This is a genomic window from Wandonia haliotis, assembly GCF_039523435.1.
Taxonomy (GTDB): Bacteria; Bacteroidota; Bacteroidia; order Flavobacteriales_D; family Crocinitomicaceae; genus Wandonia; species Wandonia haliotis.
Genome location: NZ_BAAAFH010000003.1, coordinates 1,211,159 through 1,228,206 on the forward strand (window position 1 = coordinate 1,211,159; position 17,048 = coordinate 1,228,206).

The 17,048-nt window shown below is 39.0% G+C and carries 18 protein-coding genes; 10 read left to right on the top strand and 8 right to left on the bottom strand.

Annotation, left to right across the window (positions count from 1 at the left end; translation table 11 throughout):
- Positions 1 to 117: 117 nt before the first annotated feature.
- The 3 genes from ABDZ97_RS05910 (at position 118) to ABDZ97_RS05920 (ending at position 3,938) form a co-directional block, all read left to right on the top strand.
- Entirely contained in the window at positions 118 to 2,121 is a 2,004-nt protein-coding gene (locus ABDZ97_RS05910; protein ID WP_343785651.1) for an alpha-ketoacid dehydrogenase subunit alpha/beta, read from the top strand.
- Positions 2,122 to 2,188: 67 nt separating this feature from the next.
- Positions 2,189 to 3,148 carry an acetyl-CoA carboxylase carboxyltransferase subunit alpha gene (locus ABDZ97_RS05915; RefSeq protein ID WP_343785652.1) on the top strand — a complete coding sequence of 320 codons (960 nt, stop codon included), beginning with the start codon at positions 2,189 to 2,191 and terminating at the stop codon, positions 3,146 to 3,148.
- Between the two features lie 7 nt (positions 3,149 to 3,155).
- Positions 3,156 to 3,938 carry an META domain-containing protein gene (locus ABDZ97_RS05920; RefSeq protein WP_343785653.1) on the top strand — a complete coding sequence of 261 codons (783 nt, stop codon included), beginning with the start codon at positions 3,156 to 3,158 and terminating at the stop codon, positions 3,936 to 3,938.
- 11 nt (positions 3,939 to 3,949) lie between these two features.
- Here the strand turns inward: ABDZ97_RS05920 and ABDZ97_RS05925 are convergent, their stop codons facing one another.
- The 3 genes from ABDZ97_RS05925 to ABDZ97_RS05935 are packed head-to-tail and all read right to left on the bottom strand — an operon-like array spanning position 3,950 to position 5,375.
- Entirely contained in the window at positions 3,950 to 4,501 is a 552-nt protein-coding gene (locus ABDZ97_RS05925; protein ID WP_343785654.1) for a DUF4924 family protein, read from the bottom strand.
- Positions 4,502 to 4,504: 3 nt separating this feature from the next.
- Entirely contained in the window at positions 4,505 to 5,122 is a 618-nt protein-coding gene (locus ABDZ97_RS05930) for an OmpH/Skp family outer membrane protein (protein ID WP_343785655.1), read from the bottom strand.
- Positions 5,123 to 5,126: 4 nt separating this feature from the next.
- On the bottom strand, positions 5,127 to 5,375 hold the full coding sequence (locus tag ABDZ97_RS05935) for a hypothetical protein (RefSeq protein ID WP_343785656.1): 249 nt from the start codon (positions 5,373 to 5,375) through the stop codon (positions 5,127 to 5,129).
- Positions 5,376 to 5,405: 30 nt separating this feature from the next.
- Here ABDZ97_RS05935 and ABDZ97_RS05940 point away from each other — a divergent pair, with 30 nt between their 5' ends.
- Positions 5,406 to 6,254 (top strand): DUF1853 family protein, encoded by an 849-nt coding sequence (locus ABDZ97_RS05940; protein WP_343785657.1) that lies wholly within the window; start codon positions 5,406 to 5,408, stop codon positions 6,252 to 6,254.
- On the opposite strand, the gene ABDZ97_RS05945 is transcribed toward ABDZ97_RS05940, so the two are convergent.
- From ABDZ97_RS05945 to ABDZ97_RS05955, 3 genes are all read right to left on the bottom strand, one after another.
- The gene (locus ABDZ97_RS05945) at positions 6,241 to 6,642 is read right to left on the bottom strand and encodes a DUF1987 domain-containing protein (RefSeq protein WP_343785658.1); all 402 of its coding nucleotides are present in this window, start codon (positions 6,640 to 6,642) and stop codon (positions 6,241 to 6,243) included. The two genes, ABDZ97_RS05940 and ABDZ97_RS05945, sit on opposite strands and share 14 nt — an antisense overlap.
- A 142-nt stretch (positions 6,643 to 6,784) precedes the next feature.
- Positions 6,785 to 7,573, bottom strand: coding sequence for a hypothetical protein (locus ABDZ97_RS05950; RefSeq protein WP_343785659.1), 789 nt, complete (start codon positions 7,571 to 7,573; stop codon positions 6,785 to 6,787).
- A gap of 19 nt (positions 7,574 to 7,592) precedes the next feature.
- Positions 7,593 to 7,955, bottom strand: coding sequence for a hypothetical protein (locus tag ABDZ97_RS05955; protein WP_343785660.1), 363 nt, complete (start codon positions 7,953 to 7,955; stop codon positions 7,593 to 7,595).
- Positions 7,956 to 8,171: 216 nt separating this feature from the next.
- Here ABDZ97_RS05955 and ABDZ97_RS05960 point away from each other — a divergent pair, with 216 nt between their 5' ends.
- The 5 genes from ABDZ97_RS05960 to ABDZ97_RS05980 are packed head-to-tail and all read left to right on the top strand — an operon-like array spanning position 8,172 to position 14,205.
- Positions 8,172 to 9,695, top strand: coding sequence for a PCMD domain-containing protein (locus tag ABDZ97_RS05960; RefSeq protein ID WP_343785661.1), 1,524 nt, complete (start codon positions 8,172 to 8,174; stop codon positions 9,693 to 9,695).
- Between the two features lie 9 nt (positions 9,696 to 9,704).
- Positions 9,705 to 10,703: a PCMD domain-containing protein gene (locus tag ABDZ97_RS05965; RefSeq protein WP_343785662.1), complete on the top strand. Its 999-nt coding sequence runs from the start codon at positions 9,705 to 9,707 to the stop codon at positions 10,701 to 10,703.
- A 41-nt stretch (positions 10,704 to 10,744) separates the two neighbouring features.
- On the top strand, positions 10,745 to 13,192 hold the full coding sequence (locus ABDZ97_RS05970) for a TonB-dependent receptor domain-containing protein (RefSeq protein ID WP_343785663.1): 2,448 nt from the start codon (positions 10,745 to 10,747) through the stop codon (positions 13,190 to 13,192).
- A gap of 15 nt (positions 13,193 to 13,207) precedes the next feature.
- Positions 13,208 to 13,624 carry a toxin-antitoxin system YwqK family antitoxin gene (locus tag ABDZ97_RS05975; RefSeq protein WP_343785664.1) on the top strand — a complete coding sequence of 139 codons (417 nt, stop codon included), beginning with the start codon at positions 13,208 to 13,210 and terminating at the stop codon, positions 13,622 to 13,624.
- Complete coding sequence (locus ABDZ97_RS05980; protein WP_343785665.1) at positions 13,621 to 14,205, top strand: hypothetical protein; 585 nt, start codon at positions 13,621 to 13,623, stop codon at positions 14,203 to 14,205. Before ABDZ97_RS05975 ends, ABDZ97_RS05980 begins: the two co-directional genes overlap by 4 nt.
- Positions 14,206 to 14,208: 3 nt before the next feature.
- Here ABDZ97_RS05980 and ABDZ97_RS05985 read toward each other — a convergent pair whose 3' ends face one another.
- Together ABDZ97_RS05985 and ABDZ97_RS05990 are read right to left on the bottom strand one after the other, a co-directional pair.
- The gene (locus ABDZ97_RS05985) at positions 14,209 to 15,291 is read right to left on the bottom strand and encodes a tetratricopeptide repeat protein (RefSeq protein WP_343785666.1); all 1,083 of its coding nucleotides are present in this window, start codon (positions 15,289 to 15,291) and stop codon (positions 14,209 to 14,211) included.
- Positions 15,269 to 15,808, bottom strand: a complete 540-nt coding sequence (locus ABDZ97_RS05990) for an RNA polymerase sigma factor (RefSeq protein WP_343785667.1) — start codon at positions 15,806 to 15,808, stop codon at positions 15,269 to 15,271. Before ABDZ97_RS05990 ends, ABDZ97_RS05985 begins: the two co-directional genes overlap by 23 nt.
- Before the next feature lie 169 nt (positions 15,809 to 15,977).
- On the opposite strand from ABDZ97_RS05990, the gene pfkA reads away from it, so the two are divergent.
- On the top strand, positions 15,978 to 16,949 hold the full coding sequence (pfkA, locus tag ABDZ97_RS05995; protein ID WP_343785668.1) for a 6-phosphofructokinase: 972 nt from the start codon (positions 15,978 to 15,980) through the stop codon (positions 16,947 to 16,949).
- The last annotated feature ends 99 nt before the right edge of the window (positions 16,950 to 17,048 follow it).

Below are 17,048 nucleotides of genomic sequence, written 5' to 3' on the forward strand. Positions count from 1 at the left end.
GACTTTTTGTTTGTGATATTGAATTGATAGCCGTGTATATTGTTGAGGATATTTATCCTCTGCGGATGATCTTTTTTAGTTCTTTCTGTGTAACTTTGACAATCGAAATATTTGGGCATGGAAGTAAAAGAAGAACGTCATATAGACTATGACAGGAGTGAGTTTTCAGATGATGAATTGCTATCTGTCTATAAAGCAATTAAGAAACCACGTGTTATAGAAGAGAAAATGCTGGTGTTACTTCGACAGGGGAAAATCTCAAAATGGTTTTCCGGTTGGGGGCAGGAAGCAATTTCTGTTGGTACAACATTAGCGATGGAAGAGGAAGAATATATACTTCCAATGCATAGAAATCTGGGCGTTTTTACAACAAGAGGGATTCCGTTGAACCGCCTTTTCTCGCAGTTTCAGGGGAAAATGTCAGGGTTTACTAAAGGAAGGGATCGTTCATTTCATTTCGGTGCCAGTGAGTACAATATTGTAGGAATGATTTCTCATTTGGGTCCTCAGCTTGGCATTGCTGACGGTATTGCTCTTGCTTGTAAATTGAATAAAGAAAGTAAAGCAACTCTTGTTTTTTCAGGTGATGGAGGAGCAAGTGAAGGTGATTTTCACGAGGCGTTGAATGTCGCTTCGGTGTGGCAGTTACCGGTAATTTTTGCCGTTGAGAATAACCAGTGGGGGCTTTCAACTCCAAGTAATGAGCAATTCCGTTGCCGTCAATTCATCGATAAGGGAATTGGTTACGGAATGGATGCTTTCCAGGTGGATGGAAATAATATACTTGAAGTACTTTCTTCGGTTAGGAAGATAGCACAGTCTTTACGTGAAAATCCGCGCCCGTTTTTGCTGGAATTGATGACTTTCCGGATGAGAGGTCATGAGGAGGCTTCAGGGACAAAATACTATCCGGAAGGAATTCAGGATCAGTGGGAGAAAAAGGATCCGGTCAGAAACTTTGAATTGTTTTTGCTGGAGCAGGGAATTCTTACTGAAGCAATGATCGATCAGGTAACAGAAAGTGTAAAGAACGAAATTCAGGAAGGATTGGATCTTGCTTTTGCAGAAGAAAAAATTGTTCCTGATACGACTGTAGAACTGACCGATGTGTATGCTCCAACAGGAGACTATACCGTTCTTCCAGCTACAGAAAATAAATCGGAAAAGCGTTTTGTTGATGCGATTTCAGATGGTTTGCGTCAGGCAATGGAGCGTCATGATAACCTTGTTATTATGGGACAGGATGTAGCCGAATATGGAGGAGTTTTTAAAATTACGGAAGGATTTGTAGATCAGTTCGGGAAAGACAGAGTCCGTAACACGCCTTTGTGTGAGTCTGCTATTGTAGGAACAGGACTTGGACTTTCAATAAAAAAAATGAAAGCAGTTGTGGAAATGCAGTTTGCTGATTTTGTAACGTGTGGCTTTAACCAAATCGTAAACAATTTAGCTAAAATGCACTGGAGATGGGGACAGAATGCAGATGTTGTTGTCCGTATGCCTACAGGAGCTGGTGTTGCTGCAGGACCATTCCATTCGCAAAGTAATGAAGCATGGTTTGCTCACACTCCGGGATTGAAAATCGTATATCCGGCTTTCCCCGAAGAGGCAAAAGGATTATTAGCATCAGCCATTGAAGATCCGAACCCGGTTATGTTCTTTGAGCACAAATTCCTGTACCGAAGTTTAAAAGAGGAGGTACATGATGATTATTTTACGGTGGAAATCGGAAAAGCGAAAGTAAGAAAGACAGGAAATCAGATTTCTGTCATTACTTATGGTATGGGAGTGCATTGGGCATTGGAAATGGCTGAAAAGCACCCGGATATTGATATGGAAATTGTTGATCTTCGTACATTACTTCCTTTGGATACAGAAACCGTTTATGCTTCCGTTCGAAAAACAGGTCGTGTTATTGTCGTGCATGAAGACTGTTTGACAGGTGGTCTGGGAGGTGAAATTTCAGCCCTGATCAATGAGAACTGCTTTGATGCGTTGGACGCTCCTGTTGTCCGCGTAGCTTCATTAGATACACCGGTTCCTTTTGCTGCTGATCTGGAGCAGAATTTTTTGCCAAAGAATCGATTCGAAGAGAAGTTATTGAAATTGGTAGAATATTAAGAACTTGTTAGTAGGAACTGGCGTAAAAGTATATTTTTACTAACTTTCGCCCCGAAATAGACACATTATGGCAACATATTTAGACTTTGAAGAGCCACTTAGGGTACTTCAGGAAGAGATAGAAAAAGTAAAGGAAGTTAGCGGAAACACAGAGGTTGATATGTCCGATAAGGTGGAAGAACTGGAGAAAAAACTTGCCGATAAAACGAAAGAGTTATTTTCCTCATTGACTCCCTGGCAGCGCGTTCAGTTGTCCAGACATCCGGAGAGACCCTATACGTTGGCTTATATAAATGCAATCACAGAGGGTACTTTTCAGGAGTATCACGGAGACAGAAATGTTCGTGATGACAAAGCGATGGTAGGAGGGTTCGGTATGCTGGATGGGCAAACTGTGATGTTTATCGGACAACAAAAGGGAATGAATACGAAAATGCGTCAGTATCGCAACTTTGGTATGGCTAACCCTGAAGGATACCGAAAGGCACTTCGCCTAATGAAACTGGCAGAGAAGTTCAATAAACCGATCGTTACTTTTATTGATACTCCGGGAGCATTTCCTGGATTGGAAGCAGAAGAGAGGGGGCAAGGAGAAGCTATTGCCCGGAATATTTATGAAATGATGAAACTGAAAGTACCTGTAATCTGCGTGATTATTGGAGAGGGTGCTTCAGGAGGTGCATTAGGAATCGGAGTGGGAGACAGAGTGTTGATGCTTGAAAATTCATGGTATTCTGTAATTTCACCTGAAAACTGTTCTACTATTCTTTGGCGAAGTTGGGACTATAAGGAAAAAGCTGCAGATGCATTGAAGCTGACTTCTTCAGATATGAAAAAGTTAGGATTGGTAGACGATGTCATTAAAGAACCATTGGGAGGTGCACATCGCCATCAGGAAGAAATGTTCGAGATTGTTAGAAAAGAATTGAAAAAGCAGGTTAAAGCACTTGCTAAGATTGATACAGATAAACTTATCGAAGAACGTATTGAGAAATTCTGTAAAATGGGAGTAGTAAACGAGAAGTAAGCAAACTATGAAAAAACTTTTTTTCGTTGTACTAACGTCTGTTCTGTTAGCAGGATGTTCAGAAGATAATTCTGTTGAGGTAAAAAATGAAAACCAAAAGGAGTCATTCAACCCGAATGCTCCTTTTGAGTTTAATGAACAGATGTTTCTGAAAGTTGCTCTGTCAAAAATCGGAGCTGTAGAAAGTGAAGTAAGTTGGGAAGTTGGTAGAGCTCATCTTAATGAGGATGGTATTCAGGATGCATACTTGTCAGTGAATTTGTCCAAAAGAGCGCAGAAAGATGTGGAAAATGCTAAGAACCCATCTTTTTTGGTAGATCTGGGATATCTTGGTAATTATAATTACCTGGTTATTTGGGATGGAGAAACCAAACAGGTAAGTAACCCCTATCTTATATCCAGTAATGGACTGGAAGCATTAAAAGTAAAAGAGCAAAATCTTCTTGATCCGGGATACAAGACACTGAGTGCGGTGTATCGGGTCAAAAATAGCGCCTTCGAAGTCTTTTTTCGCTACCTAAACGGAAGTATTGTGCCGGTATTCTCCTATAAGATTATCGACGGGATAGGGACTGATTATCCTGAAGCTTTTGTGCACGAAATTGTCGATAATCCACAGCAGCTCCAGCAGGATATTATTATCTATGAAGCAGAGATACCGGGGTATAAAGCAATAAGTGAACATGATCCCAATTATTACCCTATGAATAACTTGATTGCAAAACCAACGGTAGTTGCCCGGTTTTTCTTTGAGAAATCAATGGGGAAATACGCTACTAATGTTGAGTAACAAGAAGGGGATTAGTTATTATTGAAAAAATCCAAATCTCCTTTTTTCATTTTGTGATAAGCTTGCGCCAGTTTAACCAGCATATTGCGCATGGCATCAAAAGCTTCCTCCGTCTCTTTTAGGATTTCTTTTCCCTTTAATTTAAGAAGGAGTTTCATATAAAGTGCCTGTACAGCCAGATCAACATCATTCAGTTTCGAATCTGATTTTTCCCGAAATTCAGTAATAAACGGAAGAGCCTTATTGAAAGCTTCGGCATAATTCTTGTCTTTTACTAGGTTTACGAGTGTTGTGTGCAGGTAAAAAAGTTCCATTTGTACTTCATGGAGTTCAAATATATGTCCTTCTTTTTCCTTGCGTTGTTCTTTCATGGCCCGAATGAGTCCAGTATACCAGTTTCTGTATTCTTCGGCAAGCTTTTCATCCTGAACCTGAGGTTCTATAATTTGTTCATAAAGTAAATCCGCGTCCAGTTGATGGGCGCGGATCAAATCTTCTATCTGAAACATGTAGAGTAAATATTCAATGATATTTTCCTCTTTTTTCTGACGTGCTATTAACATAGTTTACTCTTCGCTTTCAAGCGTTTCGTTAAGTTCTGTATATTCGGTATTCAGACCATTTACGATATCTTCGGTAACATCCATTCCGGGAGATATATAGATTACCTGTCCTCCTTTGGCGTATTGAAGAATCATATCAAACCCGTTCTTTTCCGCATAATTCTTTACAAAATTCTCCACGCGGTTGAATGCCTTGATAAGATTATCATTTTGTAGTTGCTGAATTTTACCCTGAAGTTGCTGTTCCTCCTGAGCCAATGCCATCTGACGTTGCTGGAATTGCTCCTGGAACTTTTGGATTTCGGAAGAAATCAGCATATTGTTTTTGATCTTTTCGTCATAAGAACGTGCCCAGTTTTCAAAGCTCTTTACCTTCGCCTCGAAATTACTACTCATCGTGTTTACCTGTGCTTCGAGATCCTTTTCAATGGCCTTGATTAACTTGTAATTGGCATTAAGTGAATCACTGTTATAATAACCGATTTTGATTCCTTCTGCATAAACAGGTGTTTCTTTAGGGGTAGTAGTTCCCTCTTCTGTAACAGTTTTTTTATCTCCGCCACAAGCGGTGAAAGTCATAGCAGCTCCGAAGAACAAGGCGATAAGTTGTACCTTTTTCATTTTTCTAGTTTACGTTTTTATTTGAAAAGCTTTTTAACCAGTCTTCCCGCATCGTTAGAAAACGACCCATACAATTTTCGAGAAATTCATCTGTGAGCATACCCTTTACTTCTTCAAGTCCGATAACATCAGCTTCACTTATTTTGTAAATTTGTTCAAACTGTCCCAGTTCTATCTTAACGATGTACTTGGAGTTGTACGAAAAGACAGAAATGCGGAATGTGTGATGAGGAATTTCAGCAATTGTACGCACGAAAATGTTTTTTTGCAAATGTAATATAAAATGAACCATCGGAATAGAGTTTTAACGAATATTCACGTACGTAACTTGTATTGGTTGCTTTTTTCTCCCGTTTTGGAGGTGAATACTACGTATGCAAAGTCAGAACTTCTTTTTCCACAGGGATTACAGGAGAAATGGTTGGATTTACATAGAGATTGGTTTTCTAAAGAAGATGATGCACCGGGAAAAATTAATAAACGGATTACAAATTGTCATGCAGGGTATAAGATTGGAGTATATGCAGAGCAGTTATTGCTGTACTTTTTTTCTGAATCTCCATTTATTAAACTTCTTGAAGCAAACAGGCAACTAGTGCGAGATTCTGTTACGGTAAGCGAAATTGATTTTTTGGTGGAGTTTGAAGGAAAACTACTTCATCTTGAGGTGGCTGTTAAGTATTATCTTCTTACGGATACTAAAGAGTGGGTAGGACCTAATAAAAGAGATACTTTTCAAAGGAAATGGGAAAAAGTTGTTCAAAAGCAGGTTCCGGAGGCTCAGCGTTTTTTCGTAGAGCAAGGGTATGGTAATGTCGAAAGCTTTTTTTTCGTGAAAGGTTATCTTTTTACCCAAAATTCGGAAAGAAATAACTGGGTGACGTTGAGTAAGAATTGTTTGTATGAAGATAAAGCGGCAAAAGGATTTGTTTTGCCGAAGAAGCCAAACTGGATGGCAGATTTTGAACATTTCAGAGGAAAAACGATGAACTCCTTCGAATTAAACCGTAAACTAAAAGAGCATACTACGGTTTTAGAAACAGCTGTTCCTGTAATTACACTGTCGGGAAGTGGTCAGAAAGTTACCTTTATTGTTCCGGAAGACTGGTCGGATAAGATTATACAACCATAGCTAAAGCTCCCTGATCCTGTTTTTTGAACTCAAAAGGAACTTTAACCATAAACGCATAATCCTGACCTACTTCATACATATCAATATCCTCTGTGTTGTAGTACCACTCAACAACGGCTTCAAAACCTTGTGTTTTCATCTCGTTCAACTTATACAGAAGTAATAAGAGACTTTTTGAGGAGGAAATATTGAAGTATTCCAGGTCAATACGAATCGTTGTTCGTTGAGCAGGCGTACGCATGTAAAGTGCAAACCAGTTTAATACCGGATTCCAGAAAGTCTCAGCATCTTTTGGAATAGAACGACCTTTAATGGTCATAATACCAGATGCTTCGTCAAAAGATATAAAAGGTGTTTTGGTGGTAGCTTCAACAAACAATTTCTCCATTGATTCTATGAATTTCTGACCCCAATATCGGAATTATTTTCTTTGAAAAATCAGAAATTCTACAAAAAAACAATGGCTGTCGACCAACGGGGCGTAATGTCAAATGAAAAAAAAGGACTCTTTCTGGTTTATTATGAAATAGTTAGCTTTGAGTCAGGAGAGAGTGAATTGGTGAAGGAGTAAAAAACAGGGTAGATGAGTGAAAAAACTCTTGTAGTTCGTCCTGTAAAAAAGTACCGATTGATCCGCTTACACCAATTCGGGAGTAAGCTCTATCAGAGGGAATTTCTGCCATAAAATCAATAAGAGCCCGGGTAATTAGTTTTTTTAGTAGTGGATTTTGTTTGTTACGGATAACAGGTTTTGCAAGTTGACCAACTTCTCCGGGGATAAGCTGCTTTTTAGAAGTAAGTTGTTGTACCAGTTCATATTCATCTTTGGTGAGAAAGGAAATGATCTCCTTGTGATCACATTGTAGTAGCCGAAGTCCTAAGTCAGCTCCGCCGGCAAAATCCCCACCGGGAAATCCTTTCCCTCCGAATACCCGAACAGGATTTCTTCCATCCCATTCAAAAGCCACTGAGCCGGTTCCAAGTATAATTCCTAAACCCGTGTGATTTTTTAATGTACTGATTCCTGCTGCATGAAGATCGGAATATACTGCACTATTTCGAATAGAGGGAAATACTTGATGTAATAAGGAACGAACACGTTGATTTGGTTCGTCTGTCAAACAACCGGAGCAAAAGAGATGAATTTCATTAATAGAAGAAGCAGTTTCAAATTGTTCTTTTACCTCCTGAAGAATTTTATAGATGTCTTCCGATGTACTTTGAGTTCCTCTGAATCCTCGTGTTGTAAACAGAGTTTCCGGTTTTCCGGCTATTCCCCAGGACGATTTTGTAGCACCGCTTTCACCAATTAGCATCATGAAGCGAAAATAAACAAATTTAGTTCATCTCGATCTTACTCCACGTTTTGATCAGACGGTGATACTCTTTGTAGAAGTTACTGAGGTAGAGCATCGTTTCCGAGTCATTCTCCTTTGTTCGGTTTTTTAACGAATGAAAAGATTTCATAATAAGAAGAATGATATCCGAATTCAATAGTGCTCTGGATGTTTCCGGGTCAACATCATAATTTTCGTAGACATGGAATACAAAAGCTTTGTCCTGTTTCTCTTTTTTGTTCAGCCTTTTCTTTCGGGTTATCTTTTCCAGATACGGCAAGAGATGAGCACTCAGTTCAACAAAATGTTTCATAACCAGTAGTGCTTCATTCAATTGCCTGATTTGCGACAGTCCTGTTTGCATAACATCCTGTTTATGGTTGGTAACTATATTCTAAGACGAAGGATAGACGTAGAACGTTGGTTTCGTCTCTTGTTGATTGTAAATCAAGCTGTTTTTTTCATGTTATGATTGTGTGATTTTTTTTCACTTTTACCGTAAATCGTAAAATAAAAGGATAATTTTTTACTTTTGCTGTTATGATATTCTCCCGGTCAGGTTGAGATCAAACTTATACTTATGAAAAAAATTTACACAGGAATTATTGTTTGTGCTTTCCCGTTTTTGGGATTTACTCAACAACAGTTTGAGAATGGAGGGTTTGAGTCATGGGAAAACACGGGTTCGCCTACAGAAGAACCTACAGAGTGGTCTTCTCTGAAAACATCCGGTGGCGGACAGGCTGGAGTAGCTCCTAAGGTAATATCAAAAGCTCCGGGAAGAACAGGAGGGAGTTCCATTCGTATGGAGAACGAAAGTGCCCTGGGAATAACGGCTAACGGTATTCTGACAAATGGTCGGGTTTTTGCTCCTGATTTTAACCCTGAGAATGGATACGTAGCTACAATTTCCTCGGAAGGAAAATGGAATACACCGTTTACATCTCGTCCTGATAGTCTTGTGGGGTGGTATAAGTATTCACCGGCAGGAGGAGATAAAGGAAAGGTAGAGGTTGCTCTGCACAGAGGATCTACCTGTGAACTACCTGAAGGAAATACGCCAAATGATCTTGTAGCTGTTGCGCGATTCCATATGGTAGGGACAACTTCTAACTGGAAACGATTTTCGGTGCCTTTTAATTATCTGAACGGTAATACACCGGACTATTTATTATCGGTATTAACATCAGGAGATAGTACACTTGCTGTGGTTGGCTCTGTAGCTTATTTTGACGACCTGCAATTGATTTATAATTTACCCGTAGTAACTCAAAATCTGGTTTCAAACACGTATGCGATTACAAATACAACCGGAGCTGCAATAAGTGTTCCTTACACGGTTCAGGGAGGCTTATTTTCAGGAACTAATGAATTTATTGCAGAGTTATCTGACGCTAACGGTGACTTCTCTGATCCGATAGAGCTTGGGCGTATCACTTCTTCTTCAAGTGGAACCGTTTCAGGAACCATTCCGGCACAAATTCAACCGGGTACGGCTTACAGAGTTCGCGTTCGACCTTCGGAAACCGTTTCGGGATATACAATTTTGTTGAACGATAATGATGAAGATATTACGATTACATTGACAGGAAGCTATATTGGGTTTACAGGAAACTCTACTTCTATTGTTGGAGAAGATCCAATTGACATGATGGTGTATGAAAGTCCGGCTGCTACAGATCGAGAGTGGAAATACTCATTGACTTCCGGGGGGCCTTACGAATCTTTTGATCCTGTAAAAGTGCAGGTGACAGAATCTTTTTCTTTTGCTAATGGTGGATTCTATTATGTGATTTGTGAATCGGTTATTGAAGGAATTACTTCCGTTTCAAATGAGCAGGCATTTTACTTTGGTGTATTGGCACTTCCTGAAGCGAAAAATGAAGAGAATGAGTTTATAGCTTATCAAAGTGGTGAAAGGATCATGATGAAAGTAACAAAGTCGGCTGACTTTGCTGTGTATGATGCTTTAGGACGTAAACTAAAGTCAGGTACTTTCTCAGGAACACAAACGGTTACTCCAAAAGAGTCTGGGCTTTATTTTATACAGTTTTTTGATGGTCAGAAACAGGTGACCAGAAAAGTTATTTTTTCAGCGAATTAATTGAAAATTATGAAAAAGACAGGAATAACACTTTGCTTGTTGGCGATGTCAGTGGGGCTTACTTCAGTAGTTTCAGCTCAGACACAATTGCCAAATAGTGATTTTGAAGATATCCAAAGTATTTCAGGAGTTGCAGATAATGGGGGACAACCTTATAACTATGAGTATGATTCGTTAGGGCAGGGATGGATTTCCGGAAACCCTGTTAATAGATACCTTGAGATTGATCATATCTTTATGAAGGATACAAGTTTTACGCACTCGGGATCTCATGCTATTGTTATGCGGACAGATTCTATTGGTCCGGTAGTAGCCGTTGGAAATGCCGGTTTGGGAGAATTTGTTTTTAATGAAAGTAACCCGTTTGCAAGTATTGTGTTTGGCGCTCCTTTTGCGGACAGACCGCATGCATTTGCAGGTTGGTATACGTACAAGTCGGTTGGAGGGGTAGCGCCATCAGATGGTGATGACAGGTTGATTAACGGAGATTCTCTTTTGATTCTTTGCTACCTGACCAAATGGAATTCAACACTTGAAAAGAGAGATACAGTTGCATTAGCTTCCTGGACATCCAGTGAAACGGTTACAGATTATACAGAATTTATGATACCGTTTAATTACTTTTCTTCAGATGTGCCGGATAGTGCGAATGTGATGTTCCTTTCCTCTTCTCTTGGATATGTAGCTGATTTCTCAGAGCGTCCATTTGGAGTTAAGGGAAGTACCCTTGTTATTGACGATATTCGGATGCATTATTCCGGAGCCGGATTTGACGAGTATGCGGAATTGAATGGAACAGCATATACGGTAGGGAAAAAAGTGGTTGTCCGTTTGGAAGAATTACCTTCTGATGCATCTGTAAGAATCGTCGACATGGCGGGAAGAAATTTGGTTTCACGTCAATTGTCAGATAAAGAATCAACATTTGAGTTAGCTTATTCCGGTATTGCTTTTGTTATTGTCAGAAGTGAGAAAGGAACACTGACCCGAAAACTATACATACATTAACTTAGTTGCTCCTTCACCGGGGAAGCAAGAAGGTACTACAAATGAATAAGTTTATCATTATTTTAGTGTCCCTGTTCATGGGCGGACAGTTTTTTGCTCAAAATGGAACACTTACAGGTATTGTATCCGATGCGGAAACTGCAGAACCATTAATCAGTTCCACTGTTATCTTACGTGCAGATCCGACAATAGGATCAGTGGCTAATTTTGATGGGGTATACAAATTAAGCCTTGTTCCTGGAGAGCATACAGTAATCTGTCGCTTTACAGGGATGGTTCCTGATACCTTTAGTTTTTCCCTTAAACCGGGAGAGGTTTTGAACCATAATTTCGCTTTGAAAGCATTCCCTAATATGTTGGGAGACGTAGAGGTTCGTGTAGGAAAATTTGATAAACCAATTGAAGACCTTACCGTTTCGATGGAGGTGATTAAGCCGGAAATTATAGAAAATAAAAATACAAGAAGTATTGAGACAATTCTGGATCAGACACCGGGGTTAAATATTCTTGATGGAGAGCCGCAAATCAGAGGAGGTTCCGGTTTTACATTTGGAGTAGGTTCAAAAGTTGCTGTTATTGTAGATGATATGCCTATGTTGTCCGGTGATGCAGGGCGTCCTGAGTGGAGTTTTATTCCGGTAGAAAACATTGAACAGATAGAAGTAATAAAAGGAGCAAGTTCTGTTTTATCCGGATCTTCAGCGCTTTCAGGTGCAATCCATATCCGTACTGCGTACCCCCGGGACAAACCAATCACCAAGGTGAATGTGTATTCGGGAATGTATTCTAAACCTAAGGATCGTTCACAGGTATGGTATGATGATTATCCCGGAATTCACGGGATGAATTTTTTACATTCACAGAAGATTGGGAATTTTGATTTGGTAATCGGAGGGAATTTCAATCATGATCATGGATACATAGGACCCGCAGTTAAAGATTCGGCGTATATCTATTGGAGTTCAGAGGAACCTCCTGCGTATGATACAATTTCCAACTTTGGAAATAAAGAAATGGCAACCACCAGAGGTCGTCTGAACTTTAACCTGCGTCACAGATCGAAACGAATAAAAGGTCTGAGTTATGGGTTGAATGGAAACGCAATGTATAGCGATGGAGTTATGGCATTTGCCTGGTTAAATGATACATCTGGATTTTACCAGAGTTATCCGGGAGCCGTTTTTACACATAACCAGTTTATAACGAATCTGGATCCTTACATTCAGTTTTTTCAGGAAACAGGATCAAAACATAGCCTCAGAGGACGTTTTTTACATTCCGATAACAAAATTTCGGGGGGACAGGATAACAGAGCTACTGTTTTTTACGCAGATTATCAGTTTCAGAAAAGCTACAAAATATTACACGGGTTTGATTTTATAGGTGGGATAACGGGAATGCATACTGATTCGTATGCTGAACTTTATATCGGATCAGGAAGTCCGCGGAATAAATTATTGAATATTTCCGGGTATGCGGAAATCGATAAAAAATTCTTCAATGTATTGAACCTTTCAGTTGGAGGTAGATTAGAATACTTCCGATTAAATGATTCAATTCAGAAACTACAACCGATATTCAGAGCAGGAGCGAGTCTGAAATTATTTCAGGAGACCTATTTGAGGGCCTCTTACGGACAGGGGTATAGATTTCCTACCATAACGGAACGCTTTATCCGAACAGGAATTGGAGATTTGGGGATGTTCCCGAATCCGTCTTTGAAACCTGAAAAAAGCTGGAATGCCGAAGTTGGAGTTAAGCAAGGGTTTAAATTCTGGGAATTTTTTGGATACCTGGACGTAGCAGGATTTATGCAACGTTATGAAAATACGATTGAGTATTTATTTGGATATTGGGAAAGTTTAGTTGGGGCAACAACAATTCCGGCCGGCTTCCGATTTGTAAATACGGGAGATTCACGTGTCGTTGGAATAGATGTTTCATTTACCGGGTTGGCGAAAATAGGAAAACATGCTTCTCTTGCGGTTATGGCGGGTTATAATTATATCGTACCAGTAAGTATGAACCCTGACTATATTTATGCGATTGATTCGGTCGGGAATGAACTAAGTTATCAGGAAACCAGTATTGATCCTTCAAGTCGTATTCTAAAGTACCGATCACTACATAACCTGAAAGCAGATGTTGAATTTTCGTACAAAGGTTTTGCCATAGGGGTTAGTTTTAAATACTTTTCGAAGTTGGTTAATTTGGATGGTGCTGTTCAGGATTTTGAAGATTATACATTGAGTACGGGAACAATGCAGCCGATTCAATACATGAATTATTACAATACCAGAAATACAGGGCATCCGATATTTGATGCGCGAATCAGTTATGCTATAAATGATATGCATAAAATTTCACTTGTATCAGCTAATCTCCTTAACCGTGCTTATTCGTTGCGACCGCTAAAAGCTGAAGCTCCGAGAACCGTAATGTTGCAATATACCTTTAAGTTAGATCAGAACAAGAAGAAAAAAGGCTAGAATTATTGTAACAAAATGGTACAATTCCGTTTCTATACGAGTATGCGTTATTGTATCTTACTTATACATCTGATTTTTTCTCCATTTCCGTTTTTTGCTCAGGAAGGACATTACTCATCAAAACCTCTTGAGTGGGACGGTGAGTTTAGCGATAGGTATTCGTTATGTGTTATGAATCGGGATAACGAAATTTCTGCATTAGGTAATCTGAAGAATGGAGTTCCTGACGGAGCATGGTTATTTCTTAAAGAAGAGAGAGTCATTATAGAGAAGGGAAACTACAAGAAAGGACAAAAACACGGGCGCTGGATAAGTTACGATATGCATGGAAATATCGAGTCGTCAGGAATGTATAAAAAAGGGAAAATGCATGGTCCCTGGTATTTCTATGATAAACTAGCCTATTATAAACGAGGAATAAAAACAAAGTGAAGCTACAATTTATAATTACTACTCTACTATTTACCGCTTTTTTTGCAAAAGCACAGGAAGATACATCATCAGTTTACAAACGGGCTAACGAGAAATTGCAGACCGTCAACTATAATTTACTCAAATATGGTGACTTCAAGCCCCGGAATTTGGATGAGGCCTTTTTGGTTTTTCTCACAGGCGACTCTGTTTTGCTGGATAAATTTAAAGGTCTGGAGCAAACAGAAGCGATTAATTTTGCACTGCAGAGAGAAAACCATATTTTCAGATACGATTGGGGGCAGGAAGTTTTCCTGCATTTTTCACTACAATTAATAAGGGAGCATAAATTATTTGCCCCGGAGTTACAGAATAAATATGCTCTGCTGTGTTTTTACGGGTGGATGAATGAGGTCAATTTTGATCAAAACAAAACTGCCCGACAGGTAAAAAAAGGAAACGGAAAAATCAACCGATACTGGAAAAAACGATTCCGGTACACCCAAAAACAGATTAGCCGTAAATACGAGAAAATCTGGAAGGAAGAAAAGAAAGTAAGTAAGCAATCAAAAAAAACAAGTCACCCTTATTTACAGGATTAGAGGTTATTTTTGCATTTCTGCTTGTTTGGCGTAAAACCCGTTTTCTTCTATGATCTGTATCCTTAGTTGTTCCGCTTTAATTGTATTCCCCAGTTTTTTATTCGATAAGTAACTATACCAAAGGCTTTCTTCGTAGAAGTTCTGACGAAAGGATTCCCCGGAAGCAACAAAACGTGGGAGAGCTTCTGTATAATTATGAGTTTGGAAATAGCAAAAACCGAGATAGAAAAGTCCGTTTTCATCTGTAGGGTACTGTTCCAGTATTTTTTCCAGACGGGGAATAGCGAGATTCCATTTTCCTTCCTTAATATATATAGCCGTTTTTGAAAGATAATCGTGATAATTTATCTCGATTGTTTCCCAGGGTAAGGCAGAACTTTCTGAATCTCTGTTTTCATATCCAGCCTCTGTTCCTGATAAGAAGACTCCTCGTGTTGTAATGGGAGTTGTTCGTATGCTTCTGAAATCAATAAATTTCAGTTCTGATAAGTAAATTTCTTTTTCATAGTTAAGTAAAATATCAAATTGAGCCGGCTTTAGAGAGAGGGGGTGTGTCTGTCTGGGAGGGAGTTGAGGAATGTAACTTTCATATTGTTCCGTACTTTCCGACTCTTTGGGTTGAGAGTTGCTTTCTTGCAAATTTGTATTAGTAATAGTTGTTTCGGGAAGTATTTCAGGTGCCGGTTCTTGAGATAAAATTTCTTCCTCCTCTATAAATGCTGTTTCTGGAGCTTGCGAAACCGGGGTGGGATCAGTTGTAATTGTTGAAACAAGTTCCTTTGTTCCTGTTGGAGTAATAAAAAAATAGAGAGCTGTAACCAAAAAGAAGGATAGAGTAGTGGCAATCCAAATAAAATTTGATGGTGAAAGGAAGTGTTTATCCATACGTTTTTGGAGAATCTCCGTTGTTAAGCCGGAATTCCGAAAGCCTTCCATTGCTTCGTTATCAAAATCGGAAGATTCTAACTTCTCTTCAATAAGATGTTGTTCTTCTTGAGATAGTCTACCTGAAAGATAATCATCGATTTCTTTCCGGGTCAGCGGATCTTTTTTTCCTAATATTTTATGATGTAGATTTAACAACATGATGCTCTTCCATATATAGTTTTATATTTCTTTTACCGTTTTGAATTCGGCTTTTTACTTTTTTGAGATCCCAGTCTAACCTCTCTCCGATTTGCTTATAGGATAATTCTTCCAGATAAAACAGTTGAACGGCTTTTCTCTGTTCTTCCTGAAGTTGAGCGATTGCTTTTTCAAGTAAGATGAGCTGTTCTTCTTTTGAATGTATACTTTCTAATTCATCTTCCTGAGGTAAAAGGTCACTATTTAGTGTCTTCTCCTCGTATTTTGTGGACTTTTGCTTTCTTAGAAATAAGTAACACTCGTTTCTGGTTACTACATACAACCAGGATTTAAAATGACTAATAGTATGTTTACGTATCTTTTCATACAGAGATTCGAATACTTGCATGGTAAGATCTTCGGCTATATTCTTATTTTCCGTTATTTTTAAGCAAAGACCAAATACGAGATGTCCGTAGCGACGATACAGTTCTCCGATGATTAAACGATCCTCAGAAGATTTGTAACTATTTAACAATTCTTCATCACTTTTTGACTTATATTTATTTCTTCGAAAAATCAAATGTTGTTATACTTTATATATAAGGATACAGTTTTTGGTTTTTTCCATAAAAGTATTGAATTAAATTTATGAATACGGTTCTATTATATATAATAGAGACTATTTGACAAAGAGGTTGATTTTTATGAAACGTATTGGAGTTTTCACGTCAGGAGGAGATGCCCCGGGAATGAATGCGGCAATCAGGGCTGTCGTGCGTACGGGAATATTTCATGAAGCTGAGGTGTATGGTATCTATAATGGATTTTCCGGAATGATAGAAAACGAGATTCGGCAGTTACAGTTTTCTGATGTAGGAAATATACTTCAACGAGGTGGTACTATATTAGGTAGTGCCCGGTCTAATGAATTCCGGACACCTGAAGGACGTAAAAAAGCATATTCAAATCTTGCTTCACACGGGATTGAAGGTTTGGTAGTGATTGGAGGTGATGGGTCTTTTACTGGAGCCAAGATTTTAAATGATGAATTTGGAGTACCGTTTGTTGGTTTACCGGGTACGATAGATAATGACCTATATGGAACCGATGCAACAATCGGATATGATACGGCTTTGAATACAGTTGTAGAAGCAGTGGATAAAATAAGAGATACTGCTTCATCTCACCATCGTATATTCTTTGTTGAAGTAATGGGAAGGAATTCCGGCTTTATCGGATTGGATGCCGGAGTGGCGGTAGGAGCTGAAATGACTTTGATTCCGGAAGAGGTCACGAACCTTGACGATCTGGTTTACTATTTGAAGCGAATCAGGGGAAAGAAAAAATCAAGTATCATTCTGGTTTCTGAAGGAGATGATGAGGGAGGGGCGATAGATATAATGAATAAAGTCAAACCGCAACTAGAAGGTTTTGATATTCGGGCATCAGTATTGGGACACATGCAACGAGGAGGGAATCCTTCGGCAGCTGATCGTATCCTGGCAAGCAGGTTGGGAGTTGCTGCAACCGAAACATTAATTAAAGGAGGAACAAATCTTGCCTTTGGTATTATAGGTAATAATGTAAATATAGTGGGTATTGAGGAGGCAATTAGTAATAAAGAGGTAATTGACAGGGAGAAATTGCGTGTTATTGAAATATTATCCCGTTGTTAACATCCTCTAATGTAGCTACTTGGTAAAAATAGTACAAAAAAGGTCAAAAAAGTTGTTTGAATAGTTAAAAAAGTGTGTATCTTTGCCCCCGCTTTCGGG